We start from the raw sequence: 16340 nt of genomic DNA, 5'->3' as shown, positions 1-16340 counted from the left end.
TTACTACTTATTTACCACTTCTGACAGCTAAGACATGAGGAAATATGCAAAGAAACGTGAAGTATCTTCCTACAGTAAAAATACTCGAAAGCACATAGAATAAGGCTTTACGAGCATTTAAGAAAATATAAAAAGATAATTAGAAATTTATACTTTGTTTACTGATAAAAACAGGGCAACTTTCAGGAATTTTGCTGATTTAGTTGCTACCTATTTCTTCGATCGTCTCTGATCGCCTCACGAAAAGCATCAGTTGATTGCTGATCACCGTTAAGTATTCACATCCCGTGCCCATACCATCAAATTTGACCTCCTAAAGATAGTGATCCAATTCTAATTAAAGCGCTTTCTAGCCAAAAAAGCAACCGTTTTCTCAAATTGGTGCGGTCCAAATCCGACAAAAAAGCAGCCAGGGAAAAGTGCCTTCATTGGACCTTAATAGCTTTTTCCGTAGTCAAGAAAAAACCATCACAATTTGTTCATCATTTTATCGGAAAACTGACCCAAACCAATCACGAACGCTTCACGATTATCCGCTATTCTAAGAACATAGCAAAACGAAAGAGATGATGCCCATGAATCAACCACAGTTTCTAAGCATCGCCAAGATGTTCTAGAAACCCTTGCGCCAATCCTAAATAAAACCCTAAACCTAGGTGCTCCTAGTTGCCCGCTAGTGATCACCACAGGTGGGCTTGGTTTGCCCACCAAGCCCACCCAAATTTCTTCATTTTTCCGCATTGCCTGGCTGGCGACGCGGACTCCTCCCCTTAAACAAGATCCCCCGCGCAGATTGACTTGCGCGGGGGATCTTGTTTTGTTTTGAGATCGATCACTTAACACTCAAGAATGAATTTTGGCTTTGAGTAACGGTTGTAAAAAAACTCAGTTCACTATTTTGGGCTGGTGCTGGCGTTAAATGTCCCTTGGGCGCTGAGTTCAGTTTGCGAGTTGGGGCCGACATAAACTTGGAACGGTCCCTCATCAGTGCGCCGCTGTAAATCGCTGTGGACATAAGCCAGATCCGCCGCGGTCAAGTCAAATTTAACGGTTGTACTGGCGCCAGGTGCCAGTGTGACTTTTTGCCAATGGCATAATTGCCGTTGCGGCCGGACGACTTCTGTATTTGTTAGGCTGAGGTAACACTGGACCGTTTCGATTGTTGGATAGTCGCCAGTATTCGTGACGGTAGTCGTGATTTGCGCCGGCATAGTCATTGTAGCCTGCGCCTGCGTGAAGTGCGGCGCGGTATAACTGACCGGGCTGTAACCGAGGCCGAAACCGAAATCAAACAGACCGCCATTAGCCACGTCCATAAAACGGCTGCTATATTTGATCGTATTGGCTTGATTCGCCGGCCGACCCACGCGCAATTTGTTGTAATAAAGCGGCGTTTGACCTGTCGCTCGCGGCAATGTCATCGCCAAGCGTCCTTGAGGCAGCGCCTGGCCTCGTAATAACGCCGCCAAAGCCGTGCCCCCTTCAGTACCAGGGTACCATGCGTAAAACAAAGCGGTGACCTCAGGCAAGATCGCGGTTAAAACTAGGGGCCGCCCTGAGAAGATGACCGCGATGATCGGCTTGCCCGTTTGCTTCAAGGCTTTGACCAAAGCAATCTGGTCTGGTGGTAAGGATAGATCGGCTTGGCTCGAGGCCTCACCCGTTGCGTTCTCCCGTTCACCTAATGTGACCAAGATCGCGTCGACCTCGTTATAATCAGCCGGATCCGCAGAAACTGGCGCTGGCAAAACCGTTACCTGCTCGAACTGTTGCTGTAAACCTGTCAGCACAGTGACGGTATCTTCGTAGCGACCTTGACAATGCCAACTACCTAATAAAGCGCCAGTATCGGCGAAAGGACCCGTCACGGCTAAGCGACATTTCTCTGACAACGGCAAGATCTGTTCATTTTTCAATAAAACCGTACTGGCGACAGCGGCTTGATAAGCTAATGCACGAGTTGCTTGCGTCGGCGCGCTCTCTGGCGCTACCAAGGCGGTCGCGACTTGGCGATAAGGATGTTCAAACAAGCCGAGATCATTCTTCAGCGTCAGGATCCGCAGGACAGCTTGATCAACTAAAGATTCCGCGATCTGGCCGTTTTTGATCAAGGTCGTCAGTCCAGTCAAATAAGCCCCCGACATCATATCCATATCCACGCCGGCGTTGAACGCCTTCTCACTGGCTTTGGTCAGATCGGCGGCCACACCATGACTCACCAATTCGCGGAGCGCGCCCCAATCAGAAATGACCGTCCCATCAAAATGCAATTGTTCCCGCAAAACCTGCTGGATCAAGAAATGATTCGCGGCCGCTGGCACACCCTCGAACAAGGTAAAAGCTGGCATCACCAATTTCGCGCCGGCGTCGATCGCCGCCGCAAAGGCAGGTAAATAGTCTTGGGCCAAGGCTAAGCGTGAAAGATCGACGGTATCATAATCTCGTCCCGCTTCCGCGGCGCCATAGCCGACGAAGTGTTTGACACAAGCGGCGATCCTACTGAAATCAGTCGCCAGATCAGCGGGCGCCCCTTGATACCCACGAACCATCGCTGCGGCCAAAACACTGTTCAAATAAGAATCCTCACCAGTACTCTCCATGACCCGCCCCCAACGTGCGTCACGGACCAGATCAGCCATCGGTGAAAAAGTCACATTGATCCCTGCTTGCGCCGCCTCAGCGCCAGCGGCATGGGCCAGTATTTCGACCAACTCAGGATCAAACGTGCTTCCTAAACCCAAGGGGATCGGAAAAATCGTGCGATAACCATGGATCACATCTTGCATAAAAATCAGTGGGATCTTCAAGCGATCATGAGCTAAATGTTCTTTTTGGATCGCGATGACTTCCTCACGATCAGTGGTCCCTAAAACAGAACCCAGCCCATTCAGATAAGTTTCTCCATCGGGAAAATCAGCTAAAGGTCCGGTGATCACGCCTTGCTCACGGCCCAGAAATTGCGGCGTCAGTTGACTCAATTGCGCTACTTTTTCTTGGACTGACATTTGTTCGAGCAACTGTTTGATTGCAGTTTGTTCCATTTTCTACCCTACTCTCTTTTTTAATGATCATTTACTTTTCTCAGTTCTAAACTTAGCGAACGCCCAAACCAAAATACTGCGTCGCCAAGATTTAGACCAAAGTAAAGGGTGGTCAGCACGCGTCTGATCCCACCCTTGATGATGCTTGATTTTAGTCTTTCCTGAAGCCAAGCTAACTCAACTCACGAACACTAAACTACTTTTGCTAAATCGTTCGTGATCCCTGCGTTAACCTAGATCAGCGCCATTACTGGCGATCACTTGCTGATACCACGCGAACGAATCCTTGCGGGAACGAGTCAGTGTGCCTGTGCCAGCGTCATTTTTATCCACATAGATGAAACCATAGCGTTTATCCATCTGGCCGGTGCCTGCGGAAACCAAGTCGATGCAGCCCCAAGGGGTATAGCCCATTAGGTCGATGCCGTCAATGGTCACGGCCAATTCCATCTGTTCGATGTGGCGGCGCAAATAATTGATGCGATAGTCATCATGGATCTGGCCATCAGCAGCGATCTGATCGACCGCGCCGAAGCCATTCTCGACAATGAATTGTGGCAAATGATAACGGTCATTGAACCAGTTCATCCCATAACGTAGACCCTCGGGATCGATCGGCCAGCCCCATTCAGAAACTTCCAAATAAGGATTATCGGTGCGATCATGAGCTTCGTTATAATGATATTCTGGGCCGTTGCCTTGATCGGCGATACAGTTAGACATGTAATAGCTGAAACCAATATAGTCAACAGTCCCTTGTTGCAAGGTAACCAGATCTTCCGTGGTGATGTCCAATCGATAAGCCTGTTTGTCGAAATAAACTGGTAACCAATTAGGATAGCGCCCGTTACAATGGACGTCCGCAAACCAATACCGAGCCTGCATCGCCTTTTCCGCGGTCATGATATCATGCGGTTTTGCGGTCAACGGATAGATCGGCACCATGGCGATCATACAACCGATCTGATTATGTGGATCGATCTCGTGGCCTTTTTGAACAGCCAAGGCGCTAGCGACCAATTCGTAATGACTCGCTTGATACATTTCCCGTTCCATATCTTTTTGCGGGTCCATTGCCAAGCCAGAGTTGGTCATCAACGCAAAATCACTTTCATAATTGGTTTGATTATTGATCTCGTTGAAAGTCATCCAGTATTTGACTTGACCCTTGTAGCGCTTGAAACAGACCGTGGCGAATTTCACGAAAAAGTCGATCATTTTCCGATTACGCCAACCACCATACTCCTTGACCAAGTGGTAAGGAATCTCAAAATGGGACAAGGTGATCACGGGTTCGATGCCATATTTATGGCATTCCGCAAAAAGGTCATCATAAAATTTCAGACCGGCTTCATTAGGTTCAGCCTCATCACCATTAGGAAAGATCCGTGTCCAAGCGATCGAGGTCCGGAAACATTTGAAACCCATTTCCGCGAACAATTTAACGTCTTCTTTGTAATGATGATAGAAATCAATGGCTTCATGGTTGGGATAGTTTTCCCCAGGGAGCACGCCATCCGTGATCCGCCGCGGGATCCCATTGGCGCCTGCGGTCATGACGTCAGCCACGCTGACGCCTTTGCCGCCAGCTTGCCAGCCTCCTTCTAATTGATGGGCGGCCACCGCGCCACCCCAAAGAAAATCTTTACGTAATCCTGCCATTGGTCAAACCTCTTTCTATTTTTTACTAAATATTACTTAATCTTACCACTTTTTTACTATTCAGAGGTCAAAACCAATTCTTTTAACATGATCGGACTCGTTGTTGCTTGTAAACGGACCGTATTTTTTGCAAACGCGTGGAGCTCGATCGTGGCGATCCCACGCTGGAACGTGACCGAACGGGGATATTGATCGTTTTCCGTAACTGTCAAAGTTCCAGACGCCAATGGATCCCCTTGTAGCTTCAGTAGCTGACCAGACTCAGTCGCGTTGAATGTGAAAGCCACCCATTCCTGCTCGTGAAGGTGCACTTGATCGTCATCGTAGCCGATATCGAAAGTAAAAGCCTTTTTGAACCCAGCCGTTGCTTTTTGAATATCGATATTGGTCCCCTGACGAATACCAAGATAATTATTCCGAGCAGTCAAGCCTTGCGCTCCAGCTGGGCCATCATCAAAACTCGTCGCCGCTAAGCGATAAGGTGGCTGTAATAACAATTGCCGATCGATCGCTTGGTTTTTCGTACAATTCGTCCAAGCGGCGTTTTCTAAAAATTCAGCGAACAAACGTTGGCAGGTCGCCTGATCAGGCCGCTCACCAGTATCGACATAATGCTGGATGCTGTCCCAACCGGCAGGCTTTTCAATAGTCACGCAACTGTTGTACTTGCCCATTTTCTTGTAAGGCCAGAAATGATAACTGATATTGTTCTCTTGGCAAAGTTTGGCCATGCCAGCAAACCACAATGGGGTATTCTCCCCGGTCTCACCTAACCACAGCGGCACATTATATTGCGCTCTGATCTGTAAAAAGTCGGCTAAGGTCGCTTGATCAGGAAAGACACCATAACGATGGAAATGAATGACCATTTGATCATCGAATTTTTTAACAAAAACACTAGGGTCACTAGCCCAATGATACCCTTCCAAAGAAACCAGTTGTTGTGAACCAGTCGCGCGGATCACCTCGATCGCTTCTTCATAAAATTGCGCCAGTTTTGGTAACAAATAATCAAAATCCTGTAATTGACTCGTGCCTGGTCTGATCGGCTCATTGAGCAAATCATAGCCTGCGACCGCCGGTTCATCATGATAATGTTCGGCTAATTTTTGCCAGATCAGTAGACCTTGGCGCCAATATTCCGGAACGATGAACAAGTTGGGCACATCGGCGACAGAATCGTCGATGTTCGCGCCGGTTTGACCACCAGGCGCGCCATGCATATCTAACCAAACATAGAGATCATACCGTTTGGCCCACGCGATCACTTGGTCCAATAACGCCAACTGTTGCGGCGCAAACTCGCCCTGATCGTCCAAAAACAAGCTGGCGTTGAACGGGATTCGGATCGAGTTGTAGCCCTGGTCGTGGATATACTTTACATCCGCTTCCGTGAAATAGATCTCCCGATATTGACGCCAAAACGTCGCACTCGCGTCAGGTTCGATCAACTCACTGATCACTTGACTGATCCGCCGCGGTCGATCAAAACGCTGACCGCGCACATCCCACATGTAACCTTCTGTCAATAACCAATTCCCGATGCCCCACCCTTTAAGCAGGATCTTCTGGCCTTGGTCCGTTTCAATATCTTGACCATTCGTTCTTAAAAAATGTTCGATCATGGCTTGATCACCTCGCGATTTCTTTCATGATTTGATAAGCTGCGCCGACCAAACCAGCATCGTTGACCAACTTAGCCGGTTTAACGGGGATATCGATCAAATCATGGATTCGATTTAGACTTTGATGCCGCATTTTTAAATCATTGACCGTGGCCACTAGTTCGGTCACAAATTCTTGGTTGACACTGATCCCACCGCCGACCAAGACAACTTCTGGATCAAAGCAAGCCATCAGATCAATGATCCCGATGCCCAGATCATAATAAAAGTTGTCCAAAGTAACCCGCGCCAATTTCTCGCCTTGTTTCGCCGCGGTCAGGATCTCCCGCGCGTCTTGCGTCCCCGGATAATCCGGCTCGATCTGTTGCCGCGCTAACGTATATTGACGGCACAGACCGCCGACGATCGCGCTGCTTTGATTCAAGCTCTTCGCTTCCAGATCTTGAGTCAGGTCGATCTCTTTAGTGACCATCCAGCCAAATTCACCGGCCATGCCATGAGCCCCGCGATAGATCTGATCATTGATCACGATCCCGCCACCAAAACCAGTACCTAAAACCAAACATAGGTAATTCTCACAGCCGCGCGCACTCCCGATCCATTGTTCCGCGATCGCCGCCGTATTTGCATCGTTGTCGATATGGATCGGTAGCTTGGTCAATTTCATCAACGCCGCTTTAAGGTCAAAGCCGTAAAGACTGCGGATCGCGCCAGCCGTCGTGAGGAAGCCGTTTTTTTGAACGATCCCTGGGATCGAGACCCCGATGCCCTCAGGCTGATATTTCTCAGTATATGATTCGATGACTTGGTGCAGATCATTCAGAATAGCTGGCGCGGTCGTTGCCGTGGGCAGTGCTGACTTTTCTAAGATCACGCCCTGCTCATCGACCACCCCATATTTAATGGTCGTGCCGCCAATGTCAAAACTAATATAGGTTTTAATTTGAATTACCCCCTTTTACATCATTTTGCGGATCATCGGGCTGATACTTCGCAAAGACCCGTAGCAATACCTGACTCCCCATAAAGATAGCGAAACCAGACCCCATAAAGAGCCAAAGAAATAACAATTTAGGCACGTACAACGGTAAAACAAGGATCAAAACCAGATTCAACATAAAAATCAAGATCCCCGCGCCGACTTCATGTAGGCTCATGTATACCGCATTTTGCAGATGTACTTTTAATTTATTCTGATAGTGGCCCAATAGTGGAAAGGCGAAGACGCTGGTCAACGCGATAAATGTTGTGACCACCGCGATCAGCAGTAAAACGATCATATTCTGCTGATGCGCGAATCGTTGCGCGACCAAGTACAAGCCGAATAAAATCACCAAGATCGCCAGCCACAGTTCTGTCGCCTGTTTGAAATTACTTTTGAAATCATGCCAGTAGTTCTGGATCAAATAACTGTCTTCCTTAGCTTTGATGCGGAAGAACGCTTGATAAGCCGCAGTATAAGCCGCGCCGATCGTGACCACGGGGATCGAGAATACCAAGAATAGCAGATCGATCATTAAGATTTGATAGACCCGTGTCATAAGGCGAAACAGCGGCGTATCAAAAGCCATAAATTTTTTCATAATCTTTCATCCACTCCATTTTCTGATGATCCTCGTGCTGATCGCGGCAACAGAAACCGCTAAGCTGGCGATCTATCAACCAGCTCGTTGGCTCTCGACCAAGATGACTTTAACGAAAACAGGACTGGGACCAAAATCGTGATCTGTCCCAGTCCTGCACCATTACCATGAACATTCAGCGCTCACGTGCTCAGCGTCTGATCAGCCACGTAGCCACCGAACGTCATACTATCGGCGCCACGTCACGTTGATTTTACTCATTCAACTTCTTGATATTTTCTTGGATCTTCTCATTACGGATCTTGTTGATGCCTGAGATATTATTATCTTTTTGGAATTTCTTGTATTTCGCAACATTCGCGTCAAATTCGGCTTTGTCCTTAGACCGGATCAAACTGACCATCGTGGTGCTCCAGTTTGTTTGAACTGCGCTCAACGCCCGTGATTCTTGCGTACTTGGATCTGGCGCGATGTTTTCGATCTTGAATTGTGGCTTGAGATACTTCTTGCCCCAATCCTGCATTTGCCAAACTGCTTCAACATAAGAACTCTTATTCAAAGCCTTGTAACGGTCATGACCAAAGAGAATGAATTCACCGATCCGATAATCTTTTTGCCATTTAGTTGGCTCGTTCAATTGAACATTGTTCGCAAATTTCGTCCAAGTAACTTGACCATTGCTAGCCTGAGTATACATCTTGCCTTTTTCACCGAAGCTAACTAACATTTGACCTTTGTCGCTCAACAAATATTCGAACAATTGGATCGCTTTAGCTGGATTCTTGGTTTTATTAGAGATATAGCTGATCAACCAGCCAGAGATCCCTGCTTGTGACAAGGTTGGTTCATTGCCTTTAGTGCTTTGGATCCCATTGATCGCGACATATTTGCTATTAGGATTCTTGGAAGCAAAATCTTGTAAGTTGGTACCATGGTTAACATCAGAGCCCATCATGATCGTTGCGTATTGACCATTGGAGACCTTCTCGTTAAAGGCGTCTGAGTCATCAGTGAAGCTATCATCGCTGATATTACCATCGCTGTGGACTTCACGGAAAGCATTCAACCAAGTCAAGTAATCAGAGTCAAGGTCACGGTCATAATACTTGTTGGCCTTGGTAGTGATCGGCACGCCTAACATATCTTGGACGACGTTTTCCAAAGAACTATTGCCACCACTGAAATCATTAAAGCCAAATGGCGTTAATTTAGGGAATTTAGTTTTGATTGCTTGCATCCCTTTGATAAAACCTTCTGGTGTCGTAAAGTCCTGATCACCGATAGCGTCTAACACGTCTTTACGAATGATAAACGCGTCCCGTGGTAAAATATTGCCACTCTTGTAATCCGCTGCCGTGTTGGAGTAGTTTGGATAGCCATAAGACTTGCCATCAAGTTTATACCAGTTCAAAGTATCCTTCCGAGCAACTTTATAGAAATATGGGTCATATTTAGTCGCCAGATCTTGTAACGGATAAGCCCATTGCTTAGCTGTCCGGGCAACTTTTGAGTTCGGATCGCCGATCGTCACGATGTCAGGCATATCACCACTGGCGAAATAAGTGTTCAACTTCGTATCATCACCGGTAATAAACTTGATATTCAAGTTAAGGTCTTTCTTGATCGTCTTGGTGATATAGTCCTTACCATATTCCTTGTTCCACCAATCAGCGTTGACATACCAAGTCAAAGTGTTGTTTTTGCGGTCATCACTCTTCCACGCTGGCGTCTCTTTGCTGACTTTATAGGGGGAATCAGGCAAGTTATCGTTGCTACCTGACGAACTCTTCTTGCTTCCAGAACCGCAAGCCCCTAGCACCACTGCTGTTGATACTGCTAATAAAGATGTTGCTAAAATTTTCCAAGCCCGTTTTTTCATAATGAAGATCTCCTTACTCCTTATTATTCTTTAACAGCTCCAAGCATTGTACCCGTAACAAAATACTTCTGTAAAAATGGATAAAGAACCAAAATCGGTAACATCGTCACGACGATCGTCGCTAGCTGCACCCCCTTCGATGTCGTTGCAATCGTAACTTGGGCATTCAACCCAGCAGTTGCCGCCGCTTGTGATTGCACGATGATATCGTACAATCGCATTTGTAATGGATAAAGCGCCTCATTGGTCACATATAATTTGGCGGTCATGAAATCATTCCATTGCCAAACACCGTGGAACAATCCGATCGTCGCCATGGCCGGCTTCGATAATGGCAAAATGATCTTGAAGAAGACTAACCAATCATTCGCCCCGTCGATCTTAGCGGACTCTTCCAACGAATCAGGGATATCACGGAAGAAATTCATTAAAATCACGATATCGTAATAGCTGAACATTGACGGAATAATGTAGACCCAAAACGTATTGAGTAAACCTAAAGATTTGATCAGTAAGTAGGTCGGGATCATCCCACCGGAGAAGAACATCGTAATGATCCCCATTGACGCGTACAAACCCCGGCCACGCAAATTGCGTTTACTTAAGGCATAGGCCACGATCGAGCAAAGCATCAAGTGCAAGAGCACCCCGACTAAAGTTTTAGCCACCGAGATAAACATGGCGTTCCACAAACTATTATCACTAAAAACGCGAATATAATTGGCCATCGATAATTTATTAGGCCAGAAAATAAAATTGCCGGAATTTTTTGCCGCGAACGAGGAAATCACGATGTTCCACATCGGCAAAATGATGATCAGCGAGAACAGCGTCATGATGACCACATTGATGACATCAAAAACTCGGTCGCCTTTGGTTTTCTTAACTTTACGACTAACAGGTTTTGCTACTTTTACATCCATGAAATGGCCTCCTCTCGCTATAATACGGATTGATTATCATTGAGTTTCTTGGTGATCTGGTTAGTCACGATCAATAAAATAACAGAAATGATCGAAACGCCCAAACCAACGGCAGTGGCGTAAGAGAAATCGCCTTGCGTCAAACCGACTCGATAAACGTATGAATTGATGACTTCAGCTTTCGGTTGGTTTTGTGAGTTCATTAAAACCAAAGTTTGATCCAAGTTTGAATTGAACAGACCGGAAACTGACAAGATCAGATTCAATGAGATGATATTGGTCATTTCAGGGATCGTGATACTCCAGATCTGGCGCAATTTCGAAGCGCCATCCATCTCTGCGGCCTCATAATAGGTCGGATCGATTTTTGACATTGTCGCTAGGTATAAGATCGTGCCCCAGCCGGCTTCCTTCCAAACATCAGACAGTGACGCGATCCACCAATATTTATTACCGTCTAACATGTAATTGGTGTGCACCGAAATGCCTAACGCGTTCAAGACTTGATTCATCATCCCATTGGAAGATAACCAAGTAATCAACATCCCACCCAAGATGATCCAGGAAAGGAAGTGGGGCAAATAAGTAATGGTTTGAACGACCTTTTTAAAAGGTGTCCATTTTAATTCAAAAATCAGGATCGCCAGAATGATCGGTAAGAAGAATTCAATGATCAATTTGATGGCACTGATGCCGACCGTATTTTGGACCGACTGCCAAAAATACTTATCTGAAATGATCGTCTTAAAATTTTGAAATTGGACCCATGGCGCGTCGGCCATCGTACTCGTCACTGAATAACTCTTAAAGGCCAAGGTCAATCCATAAATCGGAATGAAATTAAAGATGACCATAAAAATGATACCGGGAATCACCATGCTTTGTAGCTGCCACTGATGAATCCACTCGCGACACCAATTAACGAACTTATTTGGCCGCCGCTCATGCTGTATCTGTTCCTCAAGCATTTTATTCCTCCTCCAAAGCAAAAATAAAAACGTTTTTATTTTTTTAAAAAATAAAGAGCCTTGATCAATCTAGTTGTTTCGTCGATTCGCGGATCACTAAGCGACCGCTGAGTTCCGCACTGGGAATACTCACATTCTCACCAAGCATCAGTTGGTTCAGTGTCTTCAAAGAACGAAAAGCTTGTTCTTCCACTGGATTATTGATCGTTGTTAATGGTGGATCGAAATATTGAGACACATAGATGTCGTCAAACCCGGTAACACTGACATCAGCAGGTACTTTGATACCAAACTGCTTGAAAGCTTTGATCGCGCCGATCGCACTATTATCATTACCGGCGATAAACGCAGTTGGTAATGCTTGTTGCTGACGTAAATGCGTGGCGATATACTCGCTCACCGCTTGAAAAGACGCGTCTTCTTCAAACTTACCTTCGATCAGATCCGCCGCTGCGATCCTGATGTGATGTTGCGCCAAAGCTTCTTGGATCCCGTACAACCGCTGCTCACTATCATAAACACCAGCAAAACCATAGATATAGGCAAAATCACGATGACCGATCTGATAGAGATAATCAGCGACCCGATAACCTGCCTGACGTGAATCAAACGTCACACTCGTTAGATATTTCCCTGCGATCCGCCGGTCTAAAAAGACCGAAGGAATGCTCTCGCTATCCAGTACCGCCAAGTCTTCCTGAAGCACAGTACCATTGAAGATCAGCGCGCCGTCAACGATATTACCGCGAATATTGTTGATCACTTGGTCATGATCGCCCGAAATAAAAACGTTTGTATTATAGCCCAGTTTCTCGCTATAATCCGCTAAAGTATCGATCAATAGGGCAAAGTAAGGTCCTTTTACACTATTCGTGAACAAACCAATCGTCTTGCTAGAACCCTTTTTCAAGCGTTTTCCCAACAAGTTAGGCGTGTAATCCAATTTTTTTGCAGCCGCGATCACTTTCGCACGCGTTTTTTCTCTAACGACATCAACGTTATTTAGAGTATTGGAGACAGTTGAAATGGAGACCCCCGCTTCTCTAGCAACGTCTTTGATAGTTATTTTAGCCATATCTATTATCAGACTAGTATCTCATTACATAAGAACAACGATAAAAAATCATTCTGAATCTACTAACGTACTAGTTGAAGGTTCAACTCCGATCGGATTAAATAAAATCGTTTTTATAAGCGCTTACAAGTTTGTATTATAAACCTGAATTTTGGAAAAGAAAAGCGATTTTCAAATTTTGGAACATGTTTGGCAAAAAAAACATGTTTCGCTTCTGTAATCTGTTACGCTTCATCGCTACGAGTCGCCTGTACAAAGCGTTTGGTCAATGTTTCCAGGAGATAGACCACCGGTACTTGAGTAGTCAAATTAACATGATCCCCTGTATTTTGATCCGGCATGTAATAGGAGATCACCAAATCGGCCAATGAAGCCAACGGAGAATGTCCATGATTGGTGACCGCGATGATCTTCGCACCATGTGCCTTGAGATTGGTGACCTGTTTCAAGACCTGCTCAGTTTCACCAGAAACAGAGAGACAAACTACCGCAACATCGCTTAAGTCATATTGCCGCCGAAAACCTTGTTGAAACGGGTCTGTTAGAGCAAATGCTAAACCACCAGCATTTGTCAGAAAGCGCGCGCCATAATTAGCCAAAGCGCCACTGCTGCCAATGCCCATAAAAACAGTTGTCTTGGCCGCCAAGATCAAGGCGACCCACTCATTTAATTTGATCTCAAATTCATCCCGCGAGACCTTAGTGAAGAAATCGGTCAAAGGGGTATTGATGTCATAACTAGGATAAACATGTTGTTCATCACTCAGTTCATCGCGCACCACGTACTTTAGCTCCGAAAAACCGTTTAAATTCAGCTTCTGACAAAACCGACTGATCGTCCCTGTCGAGACTGCCGCCTTCTGCGCCAATTCGCGGATGGTTAGCGTTTGGATACTCTTTGGATGACTGATGATGTAGTTGTAGACCGCCAATTCCAATTCGCTCAGACTTTTCAGATCAACATTATGAAACATTCCATCACTCCCATTCACTTACTTATATTCTATCATGCTCGTCGCCAATAAGCGTACTTTATCGAAAACGCTCTCAAAAATATTTGGGTGAGTTGAACCGGTTTTCTATTCTAGCCATTATCCTTATTTTTTATATAAAAAAAGATGACCCTCTAAAAAGAGAATCATCTCATGTGGTGACTGCTGATCGTTGACCGATCATTTGCCAATCAAAGTCCGCTCCACAACGTCCTTTGAACGTGACACTCGCAATCCGGCGAGCCACCTGATGCGAAGCAGATGGAAGTCACGCCACGATCGTTTGCCCAGAAAATGGGCGCTCGACTCATCGCATGACTTTATTTTACCACAAACACGAAATAATGGACAGACTTTCCGTAGTCTCCCGGCTGTGTCAAGTCGCCTTGGGAAACTCATTTACCTCGGCAGTCAGCTAGCTCTAACAATCAAATCGCCATAACCTGCTGTGGTAGCTTGATGGTGAACAATGCATTGTGCTGGTTCGTAGTGGATCGGATTCTAGCATGGACTCGTTCAGTGATACCAATTTAATAGTTACTGGACCAGACTCAAACCTTTTAGAAAATTCGGCGTAAGCGACGATCACTGATCCTTTGGCGGCGTTTTGGTCAGCGCCTGTTGTTGCGCCCGGCGGTGACGTAGCCGCGACCAGATCTCCGAAAATAGCGACGTCAGCATAAATCCGATCGCGATCGCGCCAGCGACCATTGCCACTCTGAACGTGTAGACGATTGCTTGATCAACGCTGCCCAGAACCATCTCATAGACGGCTTGATAGGCAGTCACTCCAGGCACCAAAGGAACGATCCCGGGAATATTGAATAAGATCGCTGGCATTTTTTTCCGCCGAGCAAACACTAAACTCATGATCCCCAAGACTAGCGAACCCGTTACATTGGCGATCATCCGTCCAGCTCCCAGCTGAAAAACGGTCCAGTAGGCTAACCAACCGATCATGCCACATAATCCGCAAGCGTTGAGGGCACGACGCGGATTGTTGACGCAAATCGCAAAGGCGGCTGTCCCCAAGTAACTGAAAGCGGCTTGGATCAAGAAAATCAACCATAAAGGCATTGGGCACACCCCCTACATGAAGAAACGGAACATCAACCCGATGCCCGTCCCAATTGCGCAAGCCGTGAGAAAGGCCTCGACAGCGCGAACCGTACCTGTCAACAAATGCCCAGCAAAAAGATCTCTTAAAGAATTAGTCAAGGGGACGCCTGGCACTAAGGGCATCATCGCGCCGATCAAAATATTATTGATATTTTGTCCCAGACCAAAATGGACGGCGCCATAAGCCAAGACCCCGATCACAAAAGCAGCCAAGAATTCGCCAAGGAATTTTACTTTAGTCCAAAGGCTAAGATAATAATTGATCAGATAACCGCCGCCACCGATCACACCACAGATCGCGAAATCGACCCAATCATACTGTCCGGAAAATAAGACCATAAACATCGCGCTGACGACCATCGCCCCCACTACCTGCAACCACAGTGGGAAAAAGGTCGTATTTTGATCGATATCTTCCAGCGCCGTATGCAGCTGCCACAAGGTGACCTCATGATCAGCGAACTTCCGCGACATCGTGTTGACCCGCTGGACCTTTTCCAAATTGATCGTGCGTTGATTGATCTGGCGGAATTCAGAGACCGGCTGTCCCTTGACGCCAAAGAAAAGGCCAGTCGGAGTCGTATAAACAACACTATTTGGGACACCGGCATTAGTTGCAATCCGTGTGATCGTATCTTCGACGCGATACATTTCAGAACCACTTTCGATCATCACGCGACCGGCCATCAAACACGTGTCGATCAAGAGATCCATTTTATAAGCAGAGATGGGCAATTGGGCTTTTTCCACGGAAAGGCCACCTTTCCTTCATTCATTACGACCAGTTCTCAGTCGCTACTTATTTTATCATACCCAGCGTTCCCCACGATTACAACCGCTTTATTCAAAAAGTGCGGAGCGCAACGGTTTGACTTTGAGCATTAACCTAGCTAGGCTTTTGGAGGCTGGTCCTCGTCTCCGGAAGCCTAGCGTAGTTAAGCGGAAAAGTCAGTTGCGCGGAACACGTTTAAGCCAGAGTGCGGAACGACCTAGATTAGCTTCTGAGCATTGACCTAGCAATTATTTTGGAAGCTGCACTTTGCTTCTGGAACAATTGTGTAGCCAAGCACAGGAAGCTCGGGCACGCAGTACATTTCAAAAATCAGAGTGTAGTACGCAATGCGTTGACTTCTAGCATTAACCTAGCTAGGATTTTGGAGGCAGGTCTTTGCCTCCGGAAGTCTAGCGTAGTTAAGCACAGAAGTCAGTTGCATGACGCACGTTTCAAAAATCAGCCTCCCAAAGCACTTATCAAATGAACAGTGCCTAGATTCATAAATACTATTGATTTCATTTTAAATTGGTTGCTTCTTTGATCCGGATTGCTTTTCTTTTTGGTACACAAATTTTCCTTTTTATATACAAAAAAACCGAGAAATTAATCTCGGTTTTATTTAGCGTGGCAACGCCCTATCCTCGCAGGCAGTCTCCCACCAACTACTTTCGGCGCTAAGAAGCTTAACTTCTGTGTTC

General features: G+C 46.2%; 12 protein-coding genes and 1 rRNA gene. All 13 read right to left on the bottom strand.

The window, feature by feature from the left end; genetic code table 11:
- Positions 1-893 precede the first annotated feature (893 nt).
- Positions 894-3041 (bottom strand): glycoside hydrolase family 3 N-terminal domain-containing protein, encoded by a 2148-nt coding sequence (locus OCU21_RS04515; RefSeq protein WP_261806294.1) that lies wholly within the window; start codon positions 3039-3041, stop codon positions 894-896.
- 228 nt (positions 3042-3269) lie between these two features.
- Positions 3270-4703 (bottom strand): 6-phospho-beta-glucosidase, encoded by a 1434-nt coding sequence (locus OCU21_RS04510; protein WP_261806293.1) that lies wholly within the window; start codon positions 4701-4703, stop codon positions 3270-3272.
- A gap of 56 nt (positions 4704-4759) precedes the next feature.
- Positions 4760-6328 (bottom strand): glycoside hydrolase family 5 protein, encoded by a 1569-nt coding sequence (locus OCU21_RS04505; protein WP_261806292.1) that lies wholly within the window; start codon positions 6326-6328, stop codon positions 4760-4762.
- A gap of 7 nt (positions 6329-6335) precedes the next feature.
- Entirely contained in the window at positions 6336-7271 is a 936-nt protein-coding gene (locus OCU21_RS04500; RefSeq protein ID WP_261806348.1) for an ROK family protein, read from the bottom strand.
- Positions 7267-7911, bottom strand: a complete 645-nt coding sequence (locus tag OCU21_RS04495; RefSeq protein ID WP_261806291.1) for a YesL family protein — start codon at positions 7909-7911, stop codon at positions 7267-7269. Before OCU21_RS04495 ends, OCU21_RS04500 begins: the two co-directional genes overlap by 5 nt.
- A gap of 253 nt (positions 7912-8164) precedes the next feature.
- On the bottom strand, positions 8165-9790 hold the full coding sequence (locus OCU21_RS04490) for a type 2 periplasmic-binding domain-containing protein (RefSeq protein ID WP_261806290.1): 1626 nt from the start codon (positions 9788-9790) through the stop codon (positions 8165-8167).
- Positions 9791-9813: 23 nt separating this feature from the next.
- Positions 9814-10713, bottom strand: a complete 900-nt coding sequence (locus OCU21_RS04485) for a carbohydrate ABC transporter permease (RefSeq protein WP_261806289.1) — start codon at positions 10711-10713, stop codon at positions 9814-9816.
- A gap of 17 nt (positions 10714-10730) precedes the next feature.
- Positions 10731-11681 carry an ABC transporter permease gene (locus OCU21_RS04480; protein WP_261806288.1) on the bottom strand — a complete coding sequence of 317 codons (951 nt, stop codon included), beginning with the start codon at positions 11679-11681 and terminating at the stop codon, positions 10731-10733.
- A 64-nt stretch (positions 11682-11745) separates the two neighbouring features.
- Complete coding sequence (locus OCU21_RS04475; RefSeq protein WP_261806287.1) at positions 11746-12756, bottom strand: LacI family DNA-binding transcriptional regulator; 1011 nt, start codon at positions 12754-12756, stop codon at positions 11746-11748.
- Positions 12757-12980: 224 nt separating this feature from the next.
- Entirely contained in the window at positions 12981-13730 is a 750-nt protein-coding gene (locus tag OCU21_RS04470) for a MurR/RpiR family transcriptional regulator (RefSeq protein ID WP_261806286.1), read from the bottom strand.
- 603 nt (positions 13731-14333) lie between these two features.
- The gene (locus OCU21_RS04465) at positions 14334-14825 is read right to left on the bottom strand and encodes a threonine/serine exporter family protein (protein WP_261806285.1); all 492 of its coding nucleotides are present in this window, start codon (positions 14823-14825) and stop codon (positions 14334-14336) included.
- Between the two features lie 12 nt (positions 14826-14837).
- Complete coding sequence (locus tag OCU21_RS04460) at positions 14838-15581, bottom strand: threonine/serine exporter family protein (RefSeq protein ID WP_261806347.1); 744 nt, start codon at positions 15579-15581, stop codon at positions 14838-14840.
- A gap of 683 nt (positions 15582-16264) precedes the next feature.
- Positions 16265-16340, bottom strand: a 5S ribosomal RNA gene (gene rrf, locus OCU21_RS11315); the annotation flags it as partial.

Origin of the sequence: Lapidilactobacillus luobeiensis, from assembly GCF_024345205.1 — a bacterium.
Lineage (GTDB): Bacteria > Bacillota > Bacilli > Lactobacillales > Lactobacillaceae > Lapidilactobacillus > Lapidilactobacillus luobeiensis.
The sequence above is the reverse complement of the archived record's forward strand: the minus strand, read 5'-3'. Positions and strand labels throughout refer to the sequence as shown.